Origin of the sequence: Moraxella sp., from assembly GCF_030525845.1 — a bacterium.
Lineage (GTDB): Bacteria > Pseudomonadota > Gammaproteobacteria > Pseudomonadales > Moraxellaceae > Moraxella.
In genome coordinates, this window is sequence record NZ_JAUNDY010000008.1 from 1 (window position 1) to 19,500 (window position 19,500).

The 19,500-nt window shown below is 46.1% G+C and carries 20 protein-coding genes and 1 tRNA gene; 11 read left to right on the forward strand and 10 right to left on the reverse strand.

Translation table 11 applies throughout. The features are described 5' to 3' along the window. Nucleotides 1-100: 100 nt before the first annotated feature. The 4 genes from Q4B79_RS04565 to Q4B79_RS04580 all read right to left on the reverse strand — a co-directional run bounded on the left by Q4B79_RS04565 (nucleotide 101) and on the right by Q4B79_RS04580 (nucleotide 2,372). Complete coding sequence (locus Q4B79_RS04565) at nucleotides 101-577, reverse strand: hypothetical protein (RefSeq protein ID WP_303085251.1); 477 nt, start codon at nucleotides 575-577, stop codon at nucleotides 101-103. A 34-nt stretch (nucleotides 578-611) separates the two neighbouring features. Beyond that, entirely contained in the window at nucleotides 612-1,487 is an 876-nt protein-coding gene (lgt, locus tag Q4B79_RS04570; RefSeq protein WP_303085252.1) for a prolipoprotein diacylglyceryl transferase, read from the reverse strand. A 124-nt stretch (nucleotides 1,488-1,611) separates the two neighbouring features. Continuing rightward, nucleotides 1,612-2,010 (reverse strand): hypothetical protein, encoded by a 399-nt coding sequence (locus tag Q4B79_RS04575; protein ID WP_303085253.1) that lies wholly within the window; start codon nucleotides 2,008-2,010, stop codon nucleotides 1,612-1,614. A gap of 41 nt (nucleotides 2,011-2,051) precedes the next feature. Next, nucleotides 2,052-2,372 (reverse strand): BolA family transcriptional regulator, encoded by a 321-nt coding sequence (locus Q4B79_RS04580; RefSeq protein WP_303085254.1) that lies wholly within the window; start codon nucleotides 2,370-2,372, stop codon nucleotides 2,052-2,054. An 80-nt stretch (nucleotides 2,373-2,452) separates the two neighbouring features. Between Q4B79_RS04580 and Q4B79_RS04585 the strand changes: the two genes are divergently transcribed. The 5 genes from Q4B79_RS04585 (at nucleotide 2,453) to Q4B79_RS04605 (ending at nucleotide 7,696) form a co-directional block, all read left to right on the forward strand. Then, entirely contained in the window at nucleotides 2,453-2,611 is a 159-nt protein-coding gene (locus Q4B79_RS04585) for an oxidoreductase-like domain-containing protein (RefSeq protein ID WP_303085255.1), read from the forward strand. A gap of 101 nt (nucleotides 2,612-2,712) precedes the next feature. Continuing rightward, on the forward strand, nucleotides 2,713-3,675 hold the full coding sequence (gene hemH / locus Q4B79_RS04590; protein WP_303085256.1) for a ferrochelatase: 963 nt from the start codon (nucleotides 2,713-2,715) through the stop codon (nucleotides 3,673-3,675). Between the two features lie 107 nt (nucleotides 3,676-3,782). Beyond that, complete coding sequence (locus Q4B79_RS04595) at nucleotides 3,783-4,667, forward strand: cell division protein ZipA C-terminal FtsZ-binding domain-containing protein (RefSeq protein WP_303085257.1); 885 nt, start codon at nucleotides 3,783-3,785, stop codon at nucleotides 4,665-4,667. 77 nt (nucleotides 4,668-4,744) lie between these two features. Next, the gene (gene ligA, locus Q4B79_RS04600; RefSeq protein ID WP_303085258.1) at nucleotides 4,745-6,787 is read left to right on the forward strand and encodes an NAD-dependent DNA ligase LigA; all 2,043 of its coding nucleotides are present in this window, start codon (nucleotides 4,745-4,747) and stop codon (nucleotides 6,785-6,787) included. 12 nt (nucleotides 6,788-6,799) lie between these two features. Beyond that, nucleotides 6,800-7,696: a DMT family transporter gene (locus Q4B79_RS04605; protein ID WP_303085259.1), complete on the forward strand. Its 897-nt coding sequence runs from the start codon at nucleotides 6,800-6,802 to the stop codon at nucleotides 7,694-7,696. Here Q4B79_RS04605 and Q4B79_RS04610 read toward each other — a convergent pair. The 6 genes from Q4B79_RS04610 to Q4B79_RS04635 form a co-directional block, all read right to left on the reverse strand. Then, nucleotides 7,690-9,285: a multidrug ABC transporter permease/ATP-binding protein gene (locus Q4B79_RS04610; protein ID WP_303085260.1), complete on the reverse strand. Its 1,596-nt coding sequence runs from the start codon at nucleotides 9,283-9,285 to the stop codon at nucleotides 7,690-7,692. The genes Q4B79_RS04605 and Q4B79_RS04610 overlap by 7 nt on opposite strands. 76 nt (nucleotides 9,286-9,361) lie before the next feature. Beyond that, the gene (locus Q4B79_RS04615) at nucleotides 9,362-11,542 is read right to left on the reverse strand and encodes a TonB-dependent siderophore receptor (RefSeq protein WP_303085261.1); all 2,181 of its coding nucleotides are present in this window, start codon (nucleotides 11,540-11,542) and stop codon (nucleotides 9,362-9,364) included. 225 nt (nucleotides 11,543-11,767) lie between these two features. Next, nucleotides 11,768-13,717, reverse strand: a complete 1,950-nt coding sequence (locus Q4B79_RS04620; RefSeq protein ID WP_303085262.1) for an iron ABC transporter permease — start codon at nucleotides 13,715-13,717, stop codon at nucleotides 11,768-11,770. Continuing rightward, on the reverse strand, nucleotides 13,707-14,627 hold the full coding sequence (locus Q4B79_RS04625) for an ABC transporter substrate-binding protein (protein WP_303085263.1): 921 nt from the start codon (nucleotides 14,625-14,627) through the stop codon (nucleotides 13,707-13,709). The genes Q4B79_RS04620 and Q4B79_RS04625 overlap by 11 nt, the downstream gene beginning before the upstream one ends. Next, nucleotides 14,624-15,403, reverse strand: coding sequence for an ABC transporter ATP-binding protein (locus Q4B79_RS04630; RefSeq protein WP_303085264.1), 780 nt, complete (start codon nucleotides 15,401-15,403; stop codon nucleotides 14,624-14,626). Before Q4B79_RS04630 ends, Q4B79_RS04625 begins: the two co-directional genes overlap by 4 nt. Nucleotides 15,404-15,614: 211 nt before the next feature. Continuing rightward, the gene (locus Q4B79_RS04635) at nucleotides 15,615-16,088 is read right to left on the reverse strand and encodes a DUF302 domain-containing protein (RefSeq protein ID WP_303085265.1); all 474 of its coding nucleotides are present in this window, start codon (nucleotides 16,086-16,088) and stop codon (nucleotides 15,615-15,617) included. A 130-nt stretch (nucleotides 16,089-16,218) separates the two neighbouring features. On the opposite strand from Q4B79_RS04635, the gene Q4B79_RS04640 reads away from it, so the two are divergent. The 6 genes from Q4B79_RS04640 to rplJ all read left to right on the forward strand — a co-directional run bounded on the left by Q4B79_RS04640 (nucleotide 16,219) and on the right by rplJ (nucleotide 19,466). Then, a tRNA-Trp gene (locus Q4B79_RS04640) sits at nucleotides 16,219-16,294 on the forward strand. Between the two features lie 59 nt (nucleotides 16,295-16,353). Further along, entirely contained in the window at nucleotides 16,354-16,854 is a 501-nt protein-coding gene (gene secE, locus Q4B79_RS04645; RefSeq protein WP_303085266.1) for a preprotein translocase subunit SecE, read from the forward strand. A 28-nt stretch (nucleotides 16,855-16,882) separates the two neighbouring features. Further along, on the forward strand, nucleotides 16,883-17,416 hold the full coding sequence (gene nusG, locus Q4B79_RS04650) for a transcription termination/antitermination protein NusG (RefSeq protein ID WP_303085325.1): 534 nt from the start codon (nucleotides 16,883-16,885) through the stop codon (nucleotides 17,414-17,416). 155 nt (nucleotides 17,417-17,571) lie between these two features. Next, entirely contained in the window at nucleotides 17,572-18,003 is a 432-nt protein-coding gene (gene rplK / locus Q4B79_RS04655) for a 50S ribosomal protein L11 (RefSeq protein ID WP_263075707.1), read from the forward strand. Continuing rightward, nucleotides 18,003-18,704: a 50S ribosomal protein L1 gene (gene rplA, locus Q4B79_RS04660; protein WP_303085267.1), complete on the forward strand. Its 702-nt coding sequence runs from the start codon at nucleotides 18,003-18,005 to the stop codon at nucleotides 18,702-18,704. Before rplK ends, rplA begins: the two co-directional genes overlap by 1 nt. 258 nt (nucleotides 18,705-18,962) lie before the next feature. Continuing rightward, nucleotides 18,963-19,466 carry a 50S ribosomal protein L10 gene (gene rplJ / locus Q4B79_RS04665; RefSeq protein WP_303085268.1) on the forward strand — a complete coding sequence of 168 codons (504 nt, stop codon included), beginning with the start codon at nucleotides 18,963-18,965 and terminating at the stop codon, nucleotides 19,464-19,466. Nucleotides 19,467-19,500: the final 34 nt, after the last annotated feature.

The window sequence follows — 19,500 nt, forward strand, 5'->3', positions numbered from 1 at the left end:
GACCGATACGCCCAAAATAAACATAAACCCCAATTGGAAATTCAAAAGTTTTGCCATCAAAGGTAAATGTATTCATGTCATATTTCCCAATTTAATCTTATTAAAAAATGCTAAGGTTTTTTTGTTGGTCAAAATGATGTTTTTGATTGCCAAAATACGCATTTTTTGGATTAAGATAAACAAGCAGTTTTTCCTTATCTTTATCATTGTTATCAAGGGTATAAAAATACAATAAAGACTGCTTGCCGTTTTGGTTTATTATTGTCTGTTCCAAAAAATGCAAGTCCTGCCAAGCGATATGGCGTGGCGTGGGTCTTGTTATGACCACCTTGTCGGCGTGTAATATCATGGCAGGCTTTTTTGCGGATAATAATGCCGACGTTATCAATAGTGCAAATATGGCATATATCGCCAATGTCCATGCGTTTTGAGTAATTATGGCAAACCCCACCGCCACACCAAAGCCGATAAGGTTTATGAGTATGGCGGTTAGTAATAGGGCTTTTTCCGAATGGGGCGTGGCATAGACGGCAATGGGAAATTCAAAAGTTTTGCCGTCAAAATTAAATGTATCCATTTGATTTTTTCACATTGTTGTAACCGTGCTTTATTTAGGCTTTCTGCCAGTCGTAAATATTCTTTTTATAAGCCAGCACCAACAAAATCACCCCTGCGATAATCATCGGCAGACTATACAGTTGCCCCTTACTCATCCAGCCAAAGATGAGTTCATAGCCCACATCGGGCTGACGGAAAAACTCGGTGGTAAAACGGCTACACCCATAACCCAGCAAAAACAGAGCAGACACGGCATAGCGAGGGCGAGGCTTGCTACTAAACCACCAAAGCAAGATAAACAGTAGCACGCCTTCACTAAATGCCTGATAAAGCTGGCTTGGGTGGCGTGGCAGTAGGTAGTATTCGCCCATTTGGTGTGCAATGGCGTGTAGGCTTTGGTCGGCATTGATGAGGTCGTGGTCGGCAGACACCGCTTGTGGAAAGTACATAAGGTGTGCATAATCGCCGTGCGAGACACGCCCCCACAGCTCGCCGTTAATAAAGTTACCAATCCGCCCAAACAGCAAGCCTAACGGCACGCAAGGGGCGACAAAGTCCAGCACGGTAAAGGGTGATTTTTTGTATTTTTTGGCAAAAAAGAACATGGCAACGACCACGCCCATAAAGCCTCCGTGAAAGCTCATGCCTCCCTCCCAGACCTTGAACAGATAGGCGGGATTGGCTAAAAATTCACTAAAATTATACAAAATCACATAGCCAATGCGACCACCCAAAATCACGCCCATTGCCCCAAAAAATATCAAATCCGAGACCGCCTCGCCCGTAAAGTCGCCCCGCTTTTTGCCCCAAAAAGTTGCCAGTAGATAAGCGGATAAAAAAGCAAGCAAGTACATCAGTCCATACCAATGTACTTGCAAAAAGCCCAAATCAAGGGCGACAGGGTTAAATTGTGGGTGTGTGATTGCCATAAAATGATGAAAATTTGTCGTATAAAATCTGCCTATGATAGCAAATTTTTGGGGATTTTAAAATGGGATTTGGGGGTTGATGATGGGTATTAAAAAGGGTATCTTTGCGATACCCATTTATCAATTACTGTTCGCCATAGATTTTGATGTTTTGGGCGAATGTACAGCCCTTTTGACGACCAGCAATGACCATCGCATCGTGTTCGCCGTAGAGCTTGGCAAGTGTGTTGGTTTTAGCTTGTCTGGCGTTGCCGTTACCTAGACCTGCCCCCAAGCTAATAGAGGGATAAATACCGCCACGACCACCCACGATACCGATACCAACGCCCGTGCTGGACAATCCGATGTTTTGTTTTTCGGTGGATTTGGCGACATTGCTGATACGAGTCACTTCGCTTTGTAGGGTGGAGCAGTCATAGCTTTGGTAGTTGGCAGGGTTGATGTATTGGGGTGCAATACTGGTGGTGGCACAGCCTGTTAGTATGGCGGTGGTGGCAGTTAGGGTAAGGATAATTTTTTTCATGATATGGTCCTATTGATGGGATAAAATTTTTAAAAGTGAAATTAGTTTTTATTTTGCCCTGCACAGCGTGGACTGTCAGGAGCAACGGTCAAATCCGCCCATTCATCAGGCGTATAAGCATGGATAGCAAGTGCATGAACCGTGCCACCGCCATGTGTCAAATAAGGGGCAACCGCCCCATAAACCAGCTGATGACGGCTGGCAAGACGCTTACCTACAAACTCTGAACTGACGATAACCAGCTTAAAATGACTTTCTTTGCCTTCAAAATACCCTGCGTGCATGTGGCTTTCGTTATCAAGGCTAAGATGGGTGGGGTTTAGCGTTTGCAAGGCTTGGGTTAGGGCGATTTGTGTTGTCATGATAAATATTGCCAAGATGAATAAAACACGATTATAATAACACAGTCTGAAAATTTTATCATATTTAGTTGAGTATCATCATGGCAGACGACCAAAATACCGAAATACCGCCACCACCAGAGCCACCAGAGGACATCGAGTGCTGTCATAATGGCTGTGAGGAGTTGTGCGTGTTTGAGATTTATCGCCAACAAAAAGCAGACTACGAAGCCAAATGGGGTGGTCATTCCCATGATTGATGGTGCTGGTTGGTCTTTTAAAAGATAAAATTTCAAAAAATAATTGGGCGGACATCGCCAAAAAATGCTACACTAAGGCAAATTTTAAATGATAAATATTCATGAAAACCGCCATTCTCCTTGTCAATTTAGGTACGCCTGATGAACCCACGCAAACGGGGGTTCGCCGTTATTTGCGTGAGTTTTTGTCCGATACTCGAGTGATTGAGATTCCCCCTTTTATCTGGCAAATCATTCTCAATTTATTTGTGCTAACTACTCGCCCCAAACGGGTTGCCCACGCCTATGAGAGCGTGTGGACGGATGAGGGGTCGCCCCTTTTGGCGATTTTAAAAAAGCAGGCGAGTTTACTCCAAACCGCCCTTGCCAATGATGGTAAAAATATCCCTGTATTTCCTGCCACCACCTACGGCAACCCTAACATCAAAGATGTGATGAAAGAGTTACACGACAAAGGTTATGATGATTTGATCGTGTTTTCATTGTACCCACAGTATTCTGCCACGACCACAGGGGCGGTATTTGATAAAGTGGCAGAGTATTGCATGCGTGAACGCAACATGCCTGCCATACAGTTTACTCGTGAGTACCATGACCACCCATTGTACATACAGGCGTTGGTGGAGAGCATTAAAAAGCATTGGGCGGAGCATGGACGAGCCGACCGACTGCTCATGAGTTTTCATGGCATTCCCAAGCCCTATGCTGACAAAGGCGACCCCTATGCCGAGCAATGCCGTAAAACTGCCGTACTGGTGGCAAGTGAGCTTGGGCTTGGGGCGAACGAGTGGGCGGTAAGTTTTCAGTCTCGCTTTGGGGCTCAGGAGTGGCTCAAACCCTATACCGATGAGCTGTTGGGTGAATGGGGGGCTCAGGGCGTGTCCGTGCAAGTGCTCAGCCCTGCATTCAGTGCCGATTGCTTAGAAACGTTAGAAGAGCTGGCGGTCGAGAACCGTGATAACTTCATCAATGCGGGAGGTAAATCCTACGAATATATCCCTGCACTCAACACAGATGATTTGCACATTGAGATGATGAGGCAGATTGTGGGGCGGTATTTGTAAGATATTAACCGAAAAATTTTTACCAAATGTCGCAAAGTTAATGACGAAACAAATGAAGCATGGTAAACTATCAAAATTTTATACGATAATGTTTGGGATTTTGGCTTATGACCACATTTTTTAGTATCATTCTTTTACTTGCAGTGATTGTTGGTATCGTGCTGATGGTTCAGGCACTTCGCAGTAAAGAATTTGGTGGCGACGAGAAGACGCTAGCGTACAAGGACGATTTGCCGATTTTGCCAAGAGATGAGCGTGAGTCAGCAACCCTAGAAAATAGCGTAGCAACCGAACCAGAATCAGAAAAGCCTACCGAAGAGACAAAAGCAGACGCTCTATCTAGTCTTGCGATGGTAGCCAGCCAAAACCCAACCGAGACGACCAGCATTCAAGATGACGAGGCAGGTAGCGATATTACTGATGACATCTTTAAGGATGACTTATTCAAAAAAGACGAAACCGCCAAAAGAGAGCGTTTTACTGTACCGTCTAATGATTTCACCCAAAACTCGCCTGTGCTAGACCGTCATTTGGAACAACAACAAGTCTTTGACCAAAACAACGACCCGCTACTAAACGCCCAAGAGACGGTAACGGTGGTGATCACACCAAAAGACCAATATAATGGACTATCTGGCAAGACCGTGCTTGACATCGTACGTGCCTACGGACTTAAATACGGTGTAATGAATATGTATCATCGCTACGAGCGTGAAGACGGTGCAGGGCATTTGTGGTTTAGTATGCTGGGGGTAACTCACGAGGGTGTAGAGGCGTTTGATTTAAATACTCTGCCAGATGCTCATTTTACAGGCTTATCACTCTTTTTGTCGCTTCCGCATCCTCATGCCCTGCGAGGTTTTGATAGTATGGTGTCAGTTGCTCAGATGATTGCCAAAGACATCAGTGCAGATGTGCATGATGAGGAGGGCTATCTGCTTGATGGGGCATATTTGGCAAAACTACGTGCCAGAGTGTCAGATTATCGCTGATTGATAGACTTTTTTTAAAACCGTCTTTCATTTAAGGCGGTTTTTTAACGTTAAACCCACTACTTAAATTTATTGTCATGAATGATTTATTTGCTACCACCAATGAAGCCATCATCGCCCAAATGCGTGTGTTAATAAACGCCCTCAAAAAACACAACCACGCCTATTATGTGCTGGATAACCCCACCATCAGCGATGGCGAGTATGACAGTTTGCGTGCTAAACTTGTTGAGCTAGAAAGCGATTTTCCCCACCTAAAACAGCCTGATAGCCCAACTGACAGCGTGGGGGGCGAGCCGTTGCCATTTTTTACCCAAATTACCCATGACATTCCCATGCTCTCACTCGGTAATGTCTTTGATAAAGACGACATCGCCAATTTTGTTCGCCGTGTCAATGACCGTTTGGACGACAAAAGTAAAAATCCTGAATTTGAAATGGAGCTTAAACTGGACGGCTTGGCGGTGTCTTTAAAATATGTGAACGGTGTCTTTACCCAAGCGGTTACTCGTGGCGATGGCAAAGTGGGCGAGGACATCACGCACAACGTGCGAACGATTCGCAATTTGCCACTCGTGCTAAGTGATTGCCAAGATATACCGCTTCTAGAAGTGCGTGGCGAGGTATTAATGCCAAAGGCGGGCTTTGCCAAACTAAATGCAGACAGCCAAGCCAAAGGCGAGAAAACCTTTGCCAATCCTCGTAACGCCGCCGCAGGCAGTTTACGCCAATTAAACCCCAACATCGCCAAAGCTCGCCCCCTTGCGTTTTATGGCTATTCAGTCAATCAAGGGTTGCCTAGCGACATTACCACCCAAAGTGGGGCAATGGCATTTTTACAAAATCAAGGCTTTGAGGTGTCGCCCTTTAAAGTGGTGGCAAATTTGGCACAGATTGATGATTTTTATCAAGCGACCATGAGCGGGCGTGATGATTTGCCTTTTGAAATTGATGGCATGGTGGTAAAAGTAAACTCGCTTGCCTTACAAGAGGACTTGGGGTTTTTAAGCCGTGAGCCTCGTTGGGCGACCGCTTATAAATTCCCTGCCACCACTGCCACCACTCGCCTTGTCGATGTGGAGTGGCAAGTGGGGCGGACAGGACAGCTTACCCCCGTTGGCAAGCTCGACCCTGTCAATGTCGGTGGGGTTACGGTGTCGAATGTAACGCTCCACAACTTTGGCGAAATCGGGCGTTTGGGTGTGATGATTGGTGATGTCGTGAGCGTGCATCGGGCGGGGGACGTGATTCCTAAGGTGTCAGGCGTGATGATGGATTTGCGTGATGACAATGTGCGTGCGGTGAGCTTACCCACCACTTGCCCTGTGTGTGCCTCGCCTGTGGTGTTGCCTGAGGGTGAAGCATTGGCACGCTGTACGGGGGGGTTTGTATGTACTGCCCAAGCCCAAGAAGCCCTAAAACACTTCGTTTCTCGCCGTGCGATGGATGTGGATGGGCTGGGCAGTCAGTGGCTGGTGAAATTTTTTGAGATAGGGTTTATCAAAACCGTTGCTGACATTTACCGCCTATCCGATAAGGTGGATGTTTTACAAACCCTAGAAGGTTTGGGCGAAAAATCAGTCGCCAATATGCTATCCGCCATTGACAAATCCAAAGCCACCACGCTCCCTCGTTTTATCTTTGCCTTAGGCATTCGTGGGGTGGGGGAGAGTACGGCGTTAAACTTGGCACAGCATTTTGGCGAGCTGGATAATTTACAAAAGGCAAGTGTCGATGAGCTTTTAAAGGTGGTGGACATTGGTGAGATTACCGCCTGTAATATCCATGAATTTTTTAACAACCCACATAACATGGCAATTGTGAATGATTTAATATCATTAGGTGTGCATTGGCAGACGGTGGTTAAGGAGATGGGCAATGCCCCGCTTGATGGACAAACTTGGGTGGTAACAGGCACGCTATCGGGCATGGGACGAGATGAAGCCAAAGCTCATTTGCAAGCACTCGGGGCAAAAGTCTCAGGCTCAGTCTCTGCCAAAACCACCGCACTTTTGGCAGGCGAAAAAGCAGGCTCTAAACTCGATAAAGCAACCGAGCTAGGTGTGCGTGTGGTGAGCGAGGACGAATTTATGAATTTACTTGCCGAGCATGGCAGATGATGAGTGGTTGATATGAATAAGAAAAATGCCAATCCCACCAACCTATTTTCTATGGTGGGGCTGGTGGTCGGCTGTGTGCTGTTTGGGCTTGGCAGTCTGATTGTCGCTCATGTGGACGGCGTGGGGGCGTATGCCATGGCGTTTTGGCGACTTTTGATTTCGACAGGGATTTTTGCCCTGCTTGCTCTTTTGTGTCGTCAAACTTTTCCAACTTCACAAAAAGCGATTGTGCTCGCCCTCGTCTCTGGCGGGGCGTTGGGACTGGATTTGGGGTTGTGGCATGAGAGCATTCATGCAGTAGGGCCAGGCATTTCTACGCTGTTAAACAGTTTACAAATTTTCTTTTTGGCACTCATTGCCTTTGTGTGGTTTGGTGAGCGACAATCTAAACTGCAAATTGGTAGTCTAATCCTTGCCTCCATTGGTGTCGCATTCATCGCAAGCCCAGAGTTTGCTCACAACTCGTCCGCCTTGTGGGGTTTTGTTTCGGGGATTTTGTCGGGGGCATTTTTGGCGGTGTCCATGTCCTTTGTCAGACGCACGCACGAAGTGGCGGAAGTGGCGATTTTTCCGATGATGACGCTCGTGGGGGTGGGTGGGGCGTTGGCATTATTGCCACTTATGTTGATGTTTAATCAAGGTCAAATCCTACCCGCCACGCTTTCCGAATGGGGCTGGATTTTGGTCTATGGGGCGGTCATGCAATGTATGGCATGGGGGCTGATTGCGTATAGCATTCCCAAAATCGCTTTGTCGCTCACAGGGCTTTTGCTCCTAACCGAGCCTGTCGCCACGCTACTCATTGATTATTTTTGGTTACATAAGCCGATTAACGCCATGCAATGGGGTGGGGCGTTTTTGGTGATGCTTGCCATTTATTTGGGGTCGCTGAGGGTCAAATCTCATTGATTTGACGTGGCGAGGGCTTGCAAACGTCCTTGTTTGAGTTGTAAAACCCTGTCAGCACACCCAAAAAATCTGTCATCATGGCTGATGACGATGAGTGTTTTGCCCATGCGTTTCATGATGGGGATGAGCTGTTCATAAAATACAGTGCGATAATGGGGGTCTTGGTCGGCAGCCCATTCATCTAAGAGCAAAATGGGTTTGTCATCGGTGATGGCAAGGAGCAGTGCCACTCGCTTTTTTTGACCTGTGGACAGCTCGGTGTTGGTAATGATGTGGTTGTCAATGATGAGTTTGTGCTTCATTTGCAACAAATCAAGCCACGTATCAACCAACGCCTCATCACTGCTTAAAATTTTATCAAACAAATAAAAATCCCCAAAAATCCCCGCAAATTGAGCTTGATATTGTGTACGGTTGTCATCGGTGATGACGGTATCGTCAAGTTTGATGAAGCCTAAATTGGGCTGATACAGCCCTGTGATGAGCTTGGCGAGGGTGGATTTGCCAGAGCCGTTATCGCCCACCAAAAACACCACTTCACCTTGATGGAGTGTTAAGTTGATGTCATGTAGGGCAAAGGATTGGTTGTCGTATTGATAACTGACGTTGTGCAAAGTGAGCGTTTGCCACGCACGAGGACGGAGGATTTTGTGTTTGTCGAATGTTTGCGTAGCAAGGTGAAGTTCGTGGATTTTTTTGAGGGCGACTTTGGCGGTTTGGTAGACAGGGTAAGCCCCCACTGCTTTGAGTAGGGGTGTTTGTATAAACAGTATGGTCAGGGCAAAGGTGGTTGCTACTGATTTATCCGCCAAATCACCAATGCCAGCGAGCACCAAAATCAACCCAACCCCTGCAAACATCATGATGTTTGACCAATTGACCGCTGACAAATGGTAGGTGTCAGCTTTGATGATGGTTTGGCGATAGTCGCTTGCGTGCGTGTCAAAGGTGTTAAAAAAATCGCAGGCACGTTCGTGGTTGAAATCGAGCTCCTTTTTGCCGTGAATGGCGGTTTGGTAATTTTGGTAGAGTTTGTCGCCGATTTGTCGTAATTTATCCAAAAAATGATAAACACGATTGACCAAGACCACACTCGCCCAAACCACCGCCACGCTCCACAGCCCAATCACCACAAAGAGTGGCAAGGACAAATACGCCAAATAAACGCCAGCACCGCCCACCAAGATGATGCCGTACACAAGCTCTGGCAGACGCACAAAAGCGATGTTGAGCGTCTGAATGTCCTCAGACAGACTGGCAAGCAGGCGACTGCTACCTGTTTTTTCCAAATCAGCAAAAGGCGTGGTTAAAATTCGCCCCACCAAATCTGTTCTTAGGCGATATACAAACTGATGACCCAGATAAGTCATGAAAAATTGCGCAGTAAAAGTCATGACGAGCAATATCCCAATCAACCCCAAAAACTGCACCAAACTTCCCCAATCAAGGTGTTGCTGACTCAGTAGGTGCGTGTTGATAAACATGAGTACGCTCACATTGACCAGCATGCTCATGAGAGTCAATAGCAGGGTCAGGGCGAGTAGTTTGGGGTTGTGGCGAAAAATCAGGGCAATTGGATTGGTTGTCATGGCAAACTTTGGACTTTAGGTGATTTGAAAGTTGATAAAAAAGGGCGAACAACTCGCCCTTTTGTGGTGTTTTTGATTAAAATTTAAAACTCACAGAGGCTTTGACGGTGCGTGGGTCGCCTGCCACCAAATAGCCTTGTCCAGGATAACCGCCCACCGATGCCCAGTGTTTTTTGTCAGTAACATTATCCACGCCAACACGCAGTGTAACAGGGGTTGCTCCAACTGAGGTGGCGTATCTTGCTCCAAGATTGAGCAGGGCATAATCAGGCACTTTTAGGGAGTTGTCCGCTTTGGCGTAGCGTGAGCCTGTGTAAGACAAATCACCTGTGAGCGTCAAGCCTTCTAGGGCGTTTACGTCATATTCCATGCCGATGTTTGAGCGGATTTTAGCAGTACCGATGACTTGTTTGCCATCAAAAGCATCGTCAGTGTTTTTCTGTTTGGCATCTAGCAGTGCCACGCCTGTCATCAGACGTAGGTTGTCGGTAGGACGACCAAAGACAAAAACTTCCAAACCTTGATGAACGTTATCGCCTTTGGTGGTGGCACTGCCATTGGCGAGGGAGGCACGAGGCTCTTTGATTTGGAAGGCGGTGAGGCTTGCCCCAAGATTGCCATCGTCATACTTGACACCGATTTCGCTTTGTTTGGAAACGTAGGGTTTGAGCATGAGGTGGTTTTGGTTGATGCTGACTTGTTTGCCTGCGGTGAGTTTTTCGCTGTAATTACCAAATGCCGACCAGTTGCCAAAACGGTAGTTGATGCCAGCGACAGGTGAGAGCGTTTTGTCTTTGTAAAAGGTGTTCCAAGTTACGTCTTGGCTGTCAATCTCTTGGTAACGACCGCCCAACGTGAGTTGGAGGTTGTCATCAAGCACGCCCAATGTGTTTACCAAAGCGACACTGTTTAGGGTGGTTTTGGCGGTCAAAGCAGGGTTGTCCAAAGAGCCTGTGGGTGTTGCCCATTTTGAGGCTGACCAGCTTGGCATGTCAGCAAAGGTGGGGTTGTGTAGATTGCTGTTGTTTGCCCCTGCAAAGTTGTTCCACGAAGAGGGATAATCAGCGATGAAATGGTTTTTTTCTTTGGCTTGATAAGTGTTGGCGACCATGCCCCAGCGATGAGTGATGTTGCCTGTTTCAAAAAAGCCTTTTAAACCAACCTCGCCTGTATGAATGTCGTCTTGGCGTTTGTTTTTGGTGAGGGTGTAATAACCATCGCCTGTGTTGCCATCTGTCACGTAAAAGAACCCACCGCCTAATACGTTGCTTTCTTTGCCTTGACGGACGCCATATGCTCCATAAGCGGTCAGGTTGTCGGTAATGTCATATTCGCCACGCACCGTCCCAAACACATCTTTGGATTGGGTGTTTGCCCATGTCTGAGACCAGTTGGTTTTGCCGTTGGGGGCGGTAGGGGTGGCGGTAACAGCATTGACGTCCACACTGCTACGTTTGGCGGTGTCTGTCAAATCTTGATAACCGACATCGGCAGACAAACGGAATTTGTCGCCACGATAATCCGCTCCCACCGAGATGAGGCTGACTTCTTTTTCTTCGTTTTTAATCGCACCATCGCCTTTGGTGTACGATAGGTTGGTGCGTACGCCCAGTTTGTTGTCCAAAAAGCGTTGCCCTACGTCAGCAGATACTTTGGCTCTGCCATCACCTTCATAACCAACGCTCACTTCACGCAAAGGCTGGCTGGTGGCTCGTTTGGGCAATAGGGTAATTGTGCCACCAGTGTTTGCCCCACCTGGCGAAATACCATTTAGGGCGGTGCTTGCCCCACGCTGAATTTCCACACGTTCAAACAACTCGCTTGAAGTGTATTGGCGTGGCAAAATGCCATACAAGCCGTTGTACATGGTGTCGTCAGAATAAGTGACAAAGCCACGCATGACGTAGGCTTCTTGGAAGTTACCAAATCCACGAGCAACGGTTACGGTTGGGTCTTTTTTAAGGACATCGCCTACGCCATCGGCTTGGGTGTTTTTGATGAATTGCTGGGTGTAGGCGGTGGTAGAAAATGGCGTGTCCATGTAGTGTTTGTTGCCCAAAATGCCAACACGGCTACCTGATGCCACTTGCCCACCTGCATAACTGCGTGCTAAACCTGCTTGGCTGGCGTCAGCACTGACATCAATCACCATCGCTTCGAGCTGGACGTGAGGGGTTTGGTCGTTGGCAAATGCAGTGATGCTAAACGCACTCAAACCTGCCACAAACATACATATAAAAAGGGTGGAATAACGCATGTGAATCCTTAAAAAATAGGGTGGCTAATTCTACATATAATGTGATTAAAAAGCAATATAAAGCCACGATTGTTGCAAAATAAATTTCATCAAATCAATCAAATCCATAACCATAATGTATTTGTGATTAAGTATTTGATAATGTTTTAAAAATTTGATTTTTGGTATTTGGGTCGGTGATTTATTTTGTGGCGTTTTGAATGATGATGGATATATTGGTTTTGTTTATTTTTTACGTAATGTCAAATAAACAAAATACCCCGCCCCCACAATTGCCGATAATGTGCCTGCAGGTATTTCATAAGGGAAAATCACATAACGCCCCACATAATCTGCCACCACCAGTAACATCGCCCCTAGCAGTGCTGACAGGCGTAACTGGGCGGTCAAGGTGGTAGCCCCCATTGATATGGCAAGATGTGGCACAACCAACCCCACAAAGCTCAAAGGTCCCATCGCCAATGTCGCAATCGCTGACAGTATGGCAATGATAAAAAGTAACAATCCATAAAAAAATCTCACCGACACGCCACGCCCACGAGCAACCTCATCGCCCAAACTGATGAGCTGTACGGTTTTTGACAACATGAGCGTGATGATCACAGACATCATCAGACACACGCACAGCATCATCGCTGTGCCCAGATTGAGATGATAAGTACTGCCAGACAGCCACGTTAGGATGGTTTGTAAGCGAGGGTCGCCACTCAGGCGTAACAGCGTCATGACGCCTGTGGTGAGTGCAGAGATGGCAACTCCTACAAGTAGTAAGTGTCCATGAGATAGCCGAGATGACAGCCACAAAATCACCCCAAGCACCGCCAATGCCCCAAGCACACCTCCTGCGATGATGAAGGTGTTTGAATGTACCAAACCAAGCCATGAGCCGATGACAAAAAAGGCAACCACTCCCAACGCAGACCCACCGCTGACACCGAGCACTTCTGGGCTTGCCATCGGATTTTGGGTGAGGTGTTGCAGTAGAGTGCCTGCGATGGCGAGCATGGCACCGACAGACAACGCACCCAAAGTGCGAGATAGGCGAAATTCACCAATGAGTGCCATGTCTGCATTAAACCCAAATCCCAAAGCGTGTGGCGTGATGGTCAAAGCTATGATGGTGATGACGACCAAGAGGGCTAAGTACGCCAAAACGTTAATGGGTTTTCTTTTGGGAATACTGATGGGGGCGTCATCGTTGATGTGCTGATTTTTTTGTTTTAAAATCAAGTAAATAATGATGGGAGCACCCAAAATACCACTCATCGCACCTGCAGGAATGATGAGGCTGAATTTGGCTGACAACAAGGCTGAGACGTTGCTGGTAAGCCACAAAAGCAGTCCACCTGCCACAAAGCCTACTGCCAGTCTGCGTCCCACATGATGAATGGACAGTGCGTTGGCAAGCGTTGCTCCAGCCAGCCCTGCAAAGCTAAGCACGCCCAGCTGACTGACGACCGTTGCCACCATGATGGCGACCAACATCACGCTGATGAGGCGGATTTTTTGGACGGACACGCCCAGACTTTTGGCGGTGCTATCATCCAAACCCATGAGTATCAAAGGTTTGATGAGTGGCATCAGAGCCAGTGATGAAGCAACGGCAATGATGCCAAGATGGTATGTCGTATCCAGACTGCTTTGGGTAAGAATGCCACCACTCCACATCATCACGCCCAGACTCATTTCTGAAAAAAAGATGAGCAGTAGATTGGCAATCGCATACAAAAGAATGTTAATCATTAAGCCACTGAGCATGAGCGTGATTGGATTGAAATTTGACCGCAACGACAGCAAAAATGTCGCCCCAATGCTGAGCAGTGCCCCCATCATCGCCACCCAAAAACTGCCATATAACCCCAAATTTGGCAAAAACAACGCCACAAGCATCATGGTCATGTTCGCTCCACTACCGACAGCAAGGGTGGTGTCGGAGGCTAGGGTGTTGCCGATGATTTGTTGTAAAAGCAAACTGGCAACGGACAAAATGCCTCCTGCCAACAGAGCAACCATCATGGTGGCGATGATTTCGTATTGTTTGGCAAGTTGTATCAAGGGGGTGTCATGGGCAAACAGTTCGTGTACAGGATATGCCCACTGCGTGCTGACGAGTGCCACACTGCTGATGACAACCAATGCCCCAAGCATGCCAAGCACTGCTGATTTATGAATCATGGCGTACCCCCATAACGGTGGCTTGTGATAGGGCATGACTAAGATTCACCAAACTTGGCACGCCTCCAGAAATCCACACAGGTGGCAAAACCATCATACAGCGATTTTGACCAAACCCCATGTTTTGCCACAGAATGTTTTTGTTAAGTTCGTGTTCGAGCATTTGGCTGAATGGGCGGATGATGACCAAACAGACATTGGGTGGTAGCTGTACCAAATCTCCCAAATTTTGGTTGGCAAAACCCCATGCGTTGCCCTGCGTGGGGGCGTGCAGTGTCAAACCCATCTCTTTGACCGCCACATAAAACAGGCTATTTTTGGTGTACAATCGGTAGTTTTGGGCGTTGGCAAACTGAACGATGGCAAGGGTGTGGATGGTTGGGTTTTTTTGGCGAAACAAAGCACCGTGATGAGCGATGTCGGTTTTGCTGTGTTTTAGGTATTGTGCTGTTTGTGTTTGTTTGCCAATGAGTTTGCCAATTTGATGGGTGTAGCTTTCAAAATTTTCCCAGTTTGCTGTCTCATCCAGTGTGAGTGAGACTTCTTGGTGGGGGATATTTTTGTACAAAGGGCGTAGATGTTGATAAAAAGCATTATCAATAATCAAATCACCATCAAGCTGAGCAAACAGCTCGGCATTGGGCGAAAATCTGAGCCCCACATCGACCACGTTACGAGGAATGGTAGGCGTGCTTGCCCAATCAGCGTAGCTGTTGATGTCGCCTGTGGCGATGGGTGGATGTTCTAAGGCGATGAGAGTTTGAGCAATGCTCCAGTCAGGCGTGATGACTTTTGGGCTGACGTTTTGGGTGTTTGGGGAGCTTTGGTTGGTGGGGCTTTGTGTGCAAGATGACAGCAGGAGTACGGACAACGCACCAAGCACCAATAATATAGGGTGGATTGTTTTCATACCACCGCCATATTTCGTGCGTGGATGGGGTGCTTGACCACGTGCAGTTTGATGCCAAAAATGTCTTCTAAAACATCCGTCTGCATGATGTCATTGACCGCACCTGTATGGCAGATTTTGCCATGTTTTAGGGCAATGAACTCATCACAAAACCCTACTGCCAGATTTAAATCATGAATGATAATCACCACACCCAAATTCATGGTGTCAGCCAGCGTGCGAATCAGTTTTAGCACTTCTACTTGATACAAAACATCGAGTGCCGCCAACGGCTCATCAAGGAGCAGATATTGACTTTGCTGAGCAAGACACATGGCAAGCCACGCTCTGGCACGTTCTCCGCCAGAGAGGGTGGCAACGCTTTGGGATTTTTTGTGGGACAGATGCGTTTGGTTTAGGCAGTCAGCCACGATTTGAGCGTCAGATTGACTGGGTTTTTGCAAAAATCCTTGATAGGGGTATCTACCAAGCATGACCAGCTCTTCGACAGTAAATGTGGGAGCTAGGGGCAGTTTTTGGGGTAAATAAGCGATGTGGCGAGCGAGTGTTTTGGTACTCATTTGGTGCAGTGGTGTGTTGTTGAGCGTGATTGAGCCTGTGCTGGGTTTTTGTTCGCCTGCCAACAGTTTGATGAGGGTGGATTTGCCAGAACCGTTGTGCCCAATCAAGCCATAGACTTTGCCCGTTTGAAGGGTAAAATTGATGTCATGGAGTAGGGTTTTGTCGCTGATACGAACGCAGACATTGGTTGCATGAATTTGAAAAGTGTTTGTCATGGAGGGTTATCAAAAAATAAGCCACCCATTATATCACAAAATTGGTTGATTTAAAATGAGAATTATTAGAATTTTGGGTTTTGGTTTAAAAATATGTTCAAAAGGAAAATCGTTCGTAGCGAGCTTGTCGAATCACTACTATTTTCCTACCCTTTGACAAGCTCAGGACGAACGGAAAATCTCATCAGCATACTTTTTGAGTGACTACTGATTATTTTACCGTTGCCTGTATCAGCTTTTCGGCATTAGCAAGCGTATTTGCTACGTCCGCAGGCTCAATTTTACTGCCTTTGATGAGTTCATCAGCAGGCGTGTAAATGACTTGCACTTGACCGTTGATTTCGGTAACGAGCACTTTTAGGGGTAGGCTTAGAGCAAAAGTGGGGTCTTTTTGCATGAGTGGCGTGCCTGCTTTGGGGTTGCCATAGACGAGTACGGTGGCAGGTTGCATGGATAAGCCAACATTCTGACCTGCTTGTTTGTGGTCGATGACAGCAAAGATGGTCATGCCCTTGCTTTCAATGGTGTTTTTTAGGAGACGAACGGTATCATCAAATCCATATGGGCTAGTTAGGGTGGTGGTTTTGGTTGTCATGATGCTTGTGGTTTTGGAGGTGGGATTAGTGGTGGCACACGCACCTAGTGATAAAGCGACAGCGATTAGGGGTAAGTAAAGGATTTTCATGGTATTTTTCCAAATAAAAATATCTTAACATCAAATCCACCCAAAATAAAGTCAAAAATTTTATTAATTTTGCAAAAAGTACTTGCAAAAATCAAAATTAAGTATATAATAGCAGTCCTTAACACCTTACAGGCGATTGGCTCAATTGGTAGAGCAGCGGACTCCAAATCCGCAGGTTGAGGGTTCGAGTCCTTCATCGCCTGCCATCTTTTCTATCACTTCCCTTTTTTAATTAGCCATTCCTTATTTTAAGGAAATCTTTTGCATGAGCGATAATAAAAACAACCCCAAAAACGATTTAGAAAATCGACTGGCGGACGCAAAAGCCACCGCCGAAAAAATGCTAAATCAGAAAAAAGCTGTTGTGGTATCCAAAGAAAACGTGGTTGATGTCGCTACCACCCGCTCTGGCGTGGACATTGTGCTTTGGCTGATTGCAATCATGGCATTGATTGGCTCAACGCTGATCTCCACTTATTTGCCTCGTTATTGGGCACCTGCCACCAGCGAGATTAATCAGCTGATGATTACCGCAGGATTGGTGGTGTTGGCGGTCATTTGCTTGGCGTTTACTCATCAAGGACGTGCCTTTAAGGTTTTGTTAAAAGACGCTGGCATTGAACTTCGTCGTGTAACATGGCCCACCAAAAACGAAACTGTCAAATACACTTGGCAAGTCATTGTGGTTATGATTATTGTTGGGTTTATTGTGTGGCTATTGGATAACTTTTTTAATTATCTTTTGGGTTTTGTTCTGTATTCATAATTTCTACTTTGTAACAATTTAGGAAGCTATCATGCGTTGGTATATTATTCAAGCGTTTTCAGGTTATGAAAAACAAGTTCAGCGTGCGTTGATTGAGCGTATTAAACGTAGCGAATTGACCGAATTTTTTGGCGATGTACTTGTGCCAACCGAAGAAGTCATTGAAATGCGTGATGGCAAAAAACGTACCGTTGAGCATAAGTTGTTCCCTGGTTATGTGATGATTAACATGGAGATGCGTGAGGACACTTGGCATGTTGTTAAAGACTGTCCTAACATCTCAGGATTTATTGGCGGTACCAAAGACCAGCCAGCTCCCATCACTCAGGTAGAAGCTGACCGTATCCTAAATCGTATTAATAAAGGTGCTGACGCCCCTCGTCCCAAGACGTTATTTGAGCCAGGTGAAGAGGTGCTTATCATTGACGGCCCATTTGCCGACTTTAAAGGTCAGGTTAAAAAAGTGGATTATGAAAAATCTAAGCTTTATTTGACAGTAAGTGTGTTTAGCCGTCCAACTGATGTGGAAATTGAGTTTGCAAAAGTTGAAAAAATAGTCTAAGTATGTTATAATTCAAAGTTAGCTTTGAGGGGTTGTTAGACTCAATATCAAGGCTGATTTTAATTTTGGTAAACTTAGAATGGTTTATTCTAAGTTTTAGTATCATGGGGAGCTATTTTATTTAGCGTTATTACCCACCATTTGGAGAAATTCTCATGGCAAAGAAGATTGATGGTTACATCAAGCTACAAGTGCCTGCTGGTAAGGCAAACCCATCACCACCTATTGGTCCAGCTTTGGGTCAAAAAGGTGTAAACATCATGGCATTCTGTAAAGAGTTCAACGCAGCTTCTGCGAACTTTGAACCAGGTTTGCCAATTCCTGTTGTTATCACTGTATTTAACGACAAGTCATTTACCTTTATCATGAAATCACCACCTGCGGCAGTATTGCTACGCAAAGCAGCTGGTATTGCTAAAGGTTCAAGCACTCCGCACAGTGCAAAAGTTGGTTCAGTAACTCGTGCTCAACTTGAAGAAATCGTAAAAACCAAGCAAGCAGACCTAACTGCTGCTGACCTAGAAGCGGCTGTTCGCACCATCGCTGGTACTGCTCGCTCAATGGGTATCACTGTGGAGGGTGTATAATGGCTAAGCTAACTAAGCGTCAAAAGCTAATCAAAGACCGTGTAGACAGCAACAAGCTATACACCATTGAAGAAGCGGTTGCAATCTTGAATGATTTGCCAGCAGCAAAATTCAAAGAGTCTATTGATATCGCAGTAAACTTGGGCGTGGACCCTCGTAAATCTGACCAAGTGGTTCGTGGTGCAACCAATCTACCTGCTGGTACTGGTAAAACCAAGCGTGTTGCTGTATTTGCACAAGGTGCAGCAGCTGATGCAGCCAAAGAAGCTGGTGCAGATGTGGTTGGTTTTGAAGACCTAGCAGACAGCATCAAAGCTGGCAACATGGATTTTGATGTTGTTATCGCTTCTCCTGATGCAATGCGTATCGTTGGTCAGTTGGGTACTATCCTAGGCCCTCGTGGTTTGATGCCAAACCCAAAAGTTGGCACAGTAACCGCTGATGTTGCAACTGCTGTTAAAAATACCAAAGCAGGTCAGGCTCAATATCGTGTTGATAAAGCTGGTATTATCCATGCTTCTATCGGTCAAGTAGGCTTTACCGCTGAACAAATTGAGCAAAACGCTACTGCTCTACTAAATGACTTGAAGCGTGCAAAACCTGCCACTTCAAAAGGCATTTACATCAAGAAAATTACTCTATCTAGCACCATGGGTCCTGGTATCGTTATTGACCCAGTACCACACCGTGTGAATAAGTAATTTTGTAATTTGACTTGATTTAATCTTATTTTGGATTATAATAAGTTGGATTTGTGGCTGAAACATTTTTTTCAGCCACATAAAACACTATTAGTTCAGCACACGGGTTGTGCTGTCTAAGACCGTAGGTTTCTTATCATAAGATTTAAAAGGGCAACCTGCCTACGCAGACGGTGAGCAAAGTCGCCGTAAATGGTGCAGATACTTTTGTATTTGTGAAATTGACTTATCACTTTGTGATAAATATGGAGACAACCCATGGCACTAAATCTTCAAGACAAACAAGCAATTGTTGCTGAAGTAAATGAAGCTGCCAAAGTTGCCCTATCTGCTGTTGTTGCCGATTCTCGCGGTGTAACAGTGGGTCAGATGACTGAACTTCGCAAACAAGCTCGTGCAGCTGGTGTGGATATGCGTATTGTACGTAACACGCTATTGCGTCGTGCCTTAGAAGGTACTGACTACGCTTGCATGAATGATGTTTTTGTGGGTCCTACCTTAATCGCGTTCTCAAACGAACACCCTGGTGCAGCTGCCCGTTTGTTCAAAGAGTTTGCCAAAGGTAACGACAAGTTCGAAATCAAGGGCGCAGCTTTTGAAGGCGAATTTATCGATGCAAAATCTATTGATAAACTTGCGACTCTACCTACTTACGACGAAGCAATTGCGCGTCTAATGGGTACTATGAAAGAAGCAGCAGCGGGCAAATTGGCTCGTACTCTTGCAGCTCTTCGCGACAAAATGCAAGCAGAAGCCGCTTAATATATCGGTTTTTGTATATTTAACTAAATATCTT

Coding starts and splice junctions, on each gene's coding strand:
- Q4B79_RS04565 (WP_303085251.1), bottom strand. CDS start 577: ATGGATACATTTAATTTTGACGGCAAAACTTTTGAATTTCCCATTGCC.
- lgt (WP_303085252.1), bottom strand. CDS start 1,487: ATGGCAATCACACACCCACAATTTAACCCTGTCGCCCTTGATTTGGGC.
- Q4B79_RS04575 (WP_303085253.1), bottom strand. CDS start 2,010: ATGAAAAAAATTATCCTTACCCTAACTGCCACCACCGCCATACTAACA.
- Q4B79_RS04580 (WP_303085254.1), bottom strand. CDS start 2,372: ATGACAACACAAATCGCCCTAACCCAAGCCTTGCAAACGCTAAACCCC.
- Q4B79_RS04585 (WP_303085255.1), top strand. CDS start 2,453: ATGGCAGACGACCAAAATACCGAAATACCGCCACCACCAGAGCCACCA.
- hemH (WP_303085256.1), top strand. CDS start 2,713: ATGAAAACCGCCATTCTCCTTGTCAATTTAGGTACGCCTGATGAACCC.
- Q4B79_RS04595 (WP_303085257.1), top strand. CDS start 3,783: ATGACCACATTTTTTAGTATCATTCTTTTACTTGCAGTGATTGTTGGT.
- ligA (WP_303085258.1), top strand. CDS start 4,745: ATGAATGATTTATTTGCTACCACCAATGAAGCCATCATCGCCCAAATG.
- Q4B79_RS04605 (WP_303085259.1), top strand. CDS start 6,800: ATGAATAAGAAAAATGCCAATCCCACCAACCTATTTTCTATGGTGGGG.
- Q4B79_RS04610 (WP_303085260.1), bottom strand. CDS start 9,285: ATGACAACCAATCCAATTGCCCTGATTTTTCGCCACAACCCCAAACTA.
- Q4B79_RS04615 (WP_303085261.1), bottom strand. CDS start 11,542: ATGCGTTATTCCACCCTTTTTATATGTATGTTTGTGGCAGGTTTGAGT.
- Q4B79_RS04620 (WP_303085262.1), bottom strand. CDS start 13,717: ATGATTCATAAATCAGCAGTGCTTGGCATGCTTGGGGCATTGGTTGTC.
- Q4B79_RS04625 (WP_303085263.1), bottom strand. CDS start 14,627: ATGAAAACAATCCACCCTATATTATTGGTGCTTGGTGCGTTGTCCGTA.
- Q4B79_RS04630 (WP_303085264.1), bottom strand. CDS start 15,403: ATGACAAACACTTTTCAAATTCATGCAACCAATGTCTGCGTTCGTATC.
- Q4B79_RS04635 (WP_303085265.1), bottom strand. CDS start 16,088: ATGAAAATCCTTTACTTACCCCTAATCGCTGTCGCTTTATCACTAGGT.
- secE (WP_303085266.1), top strand. CDS start 16,354: ATGAGCGATAATAAAAACAACCCCAAAAACGATTTAGAAAATCGACTG.
- rplK (WP_263075707.1), top strand. CDS start 17,572: ATGGCAAAGAAGATTGATGGTTACATCAAGCTACAAGTGCCTGCTGGT.
- rplA (WP_303085267.1), top strand. CDS start 18,003: ATGGCTAAGCTAACTAAGCGTCAAAAGCTAATCAAAGACCGTGTAGAC.
- rplJ (WP_303085268.1), top strand. CDS start 18,963: ATGGCACTAAATCTTCAAGACAAACAAGCAATTGTTGCTGAAGTAAAT.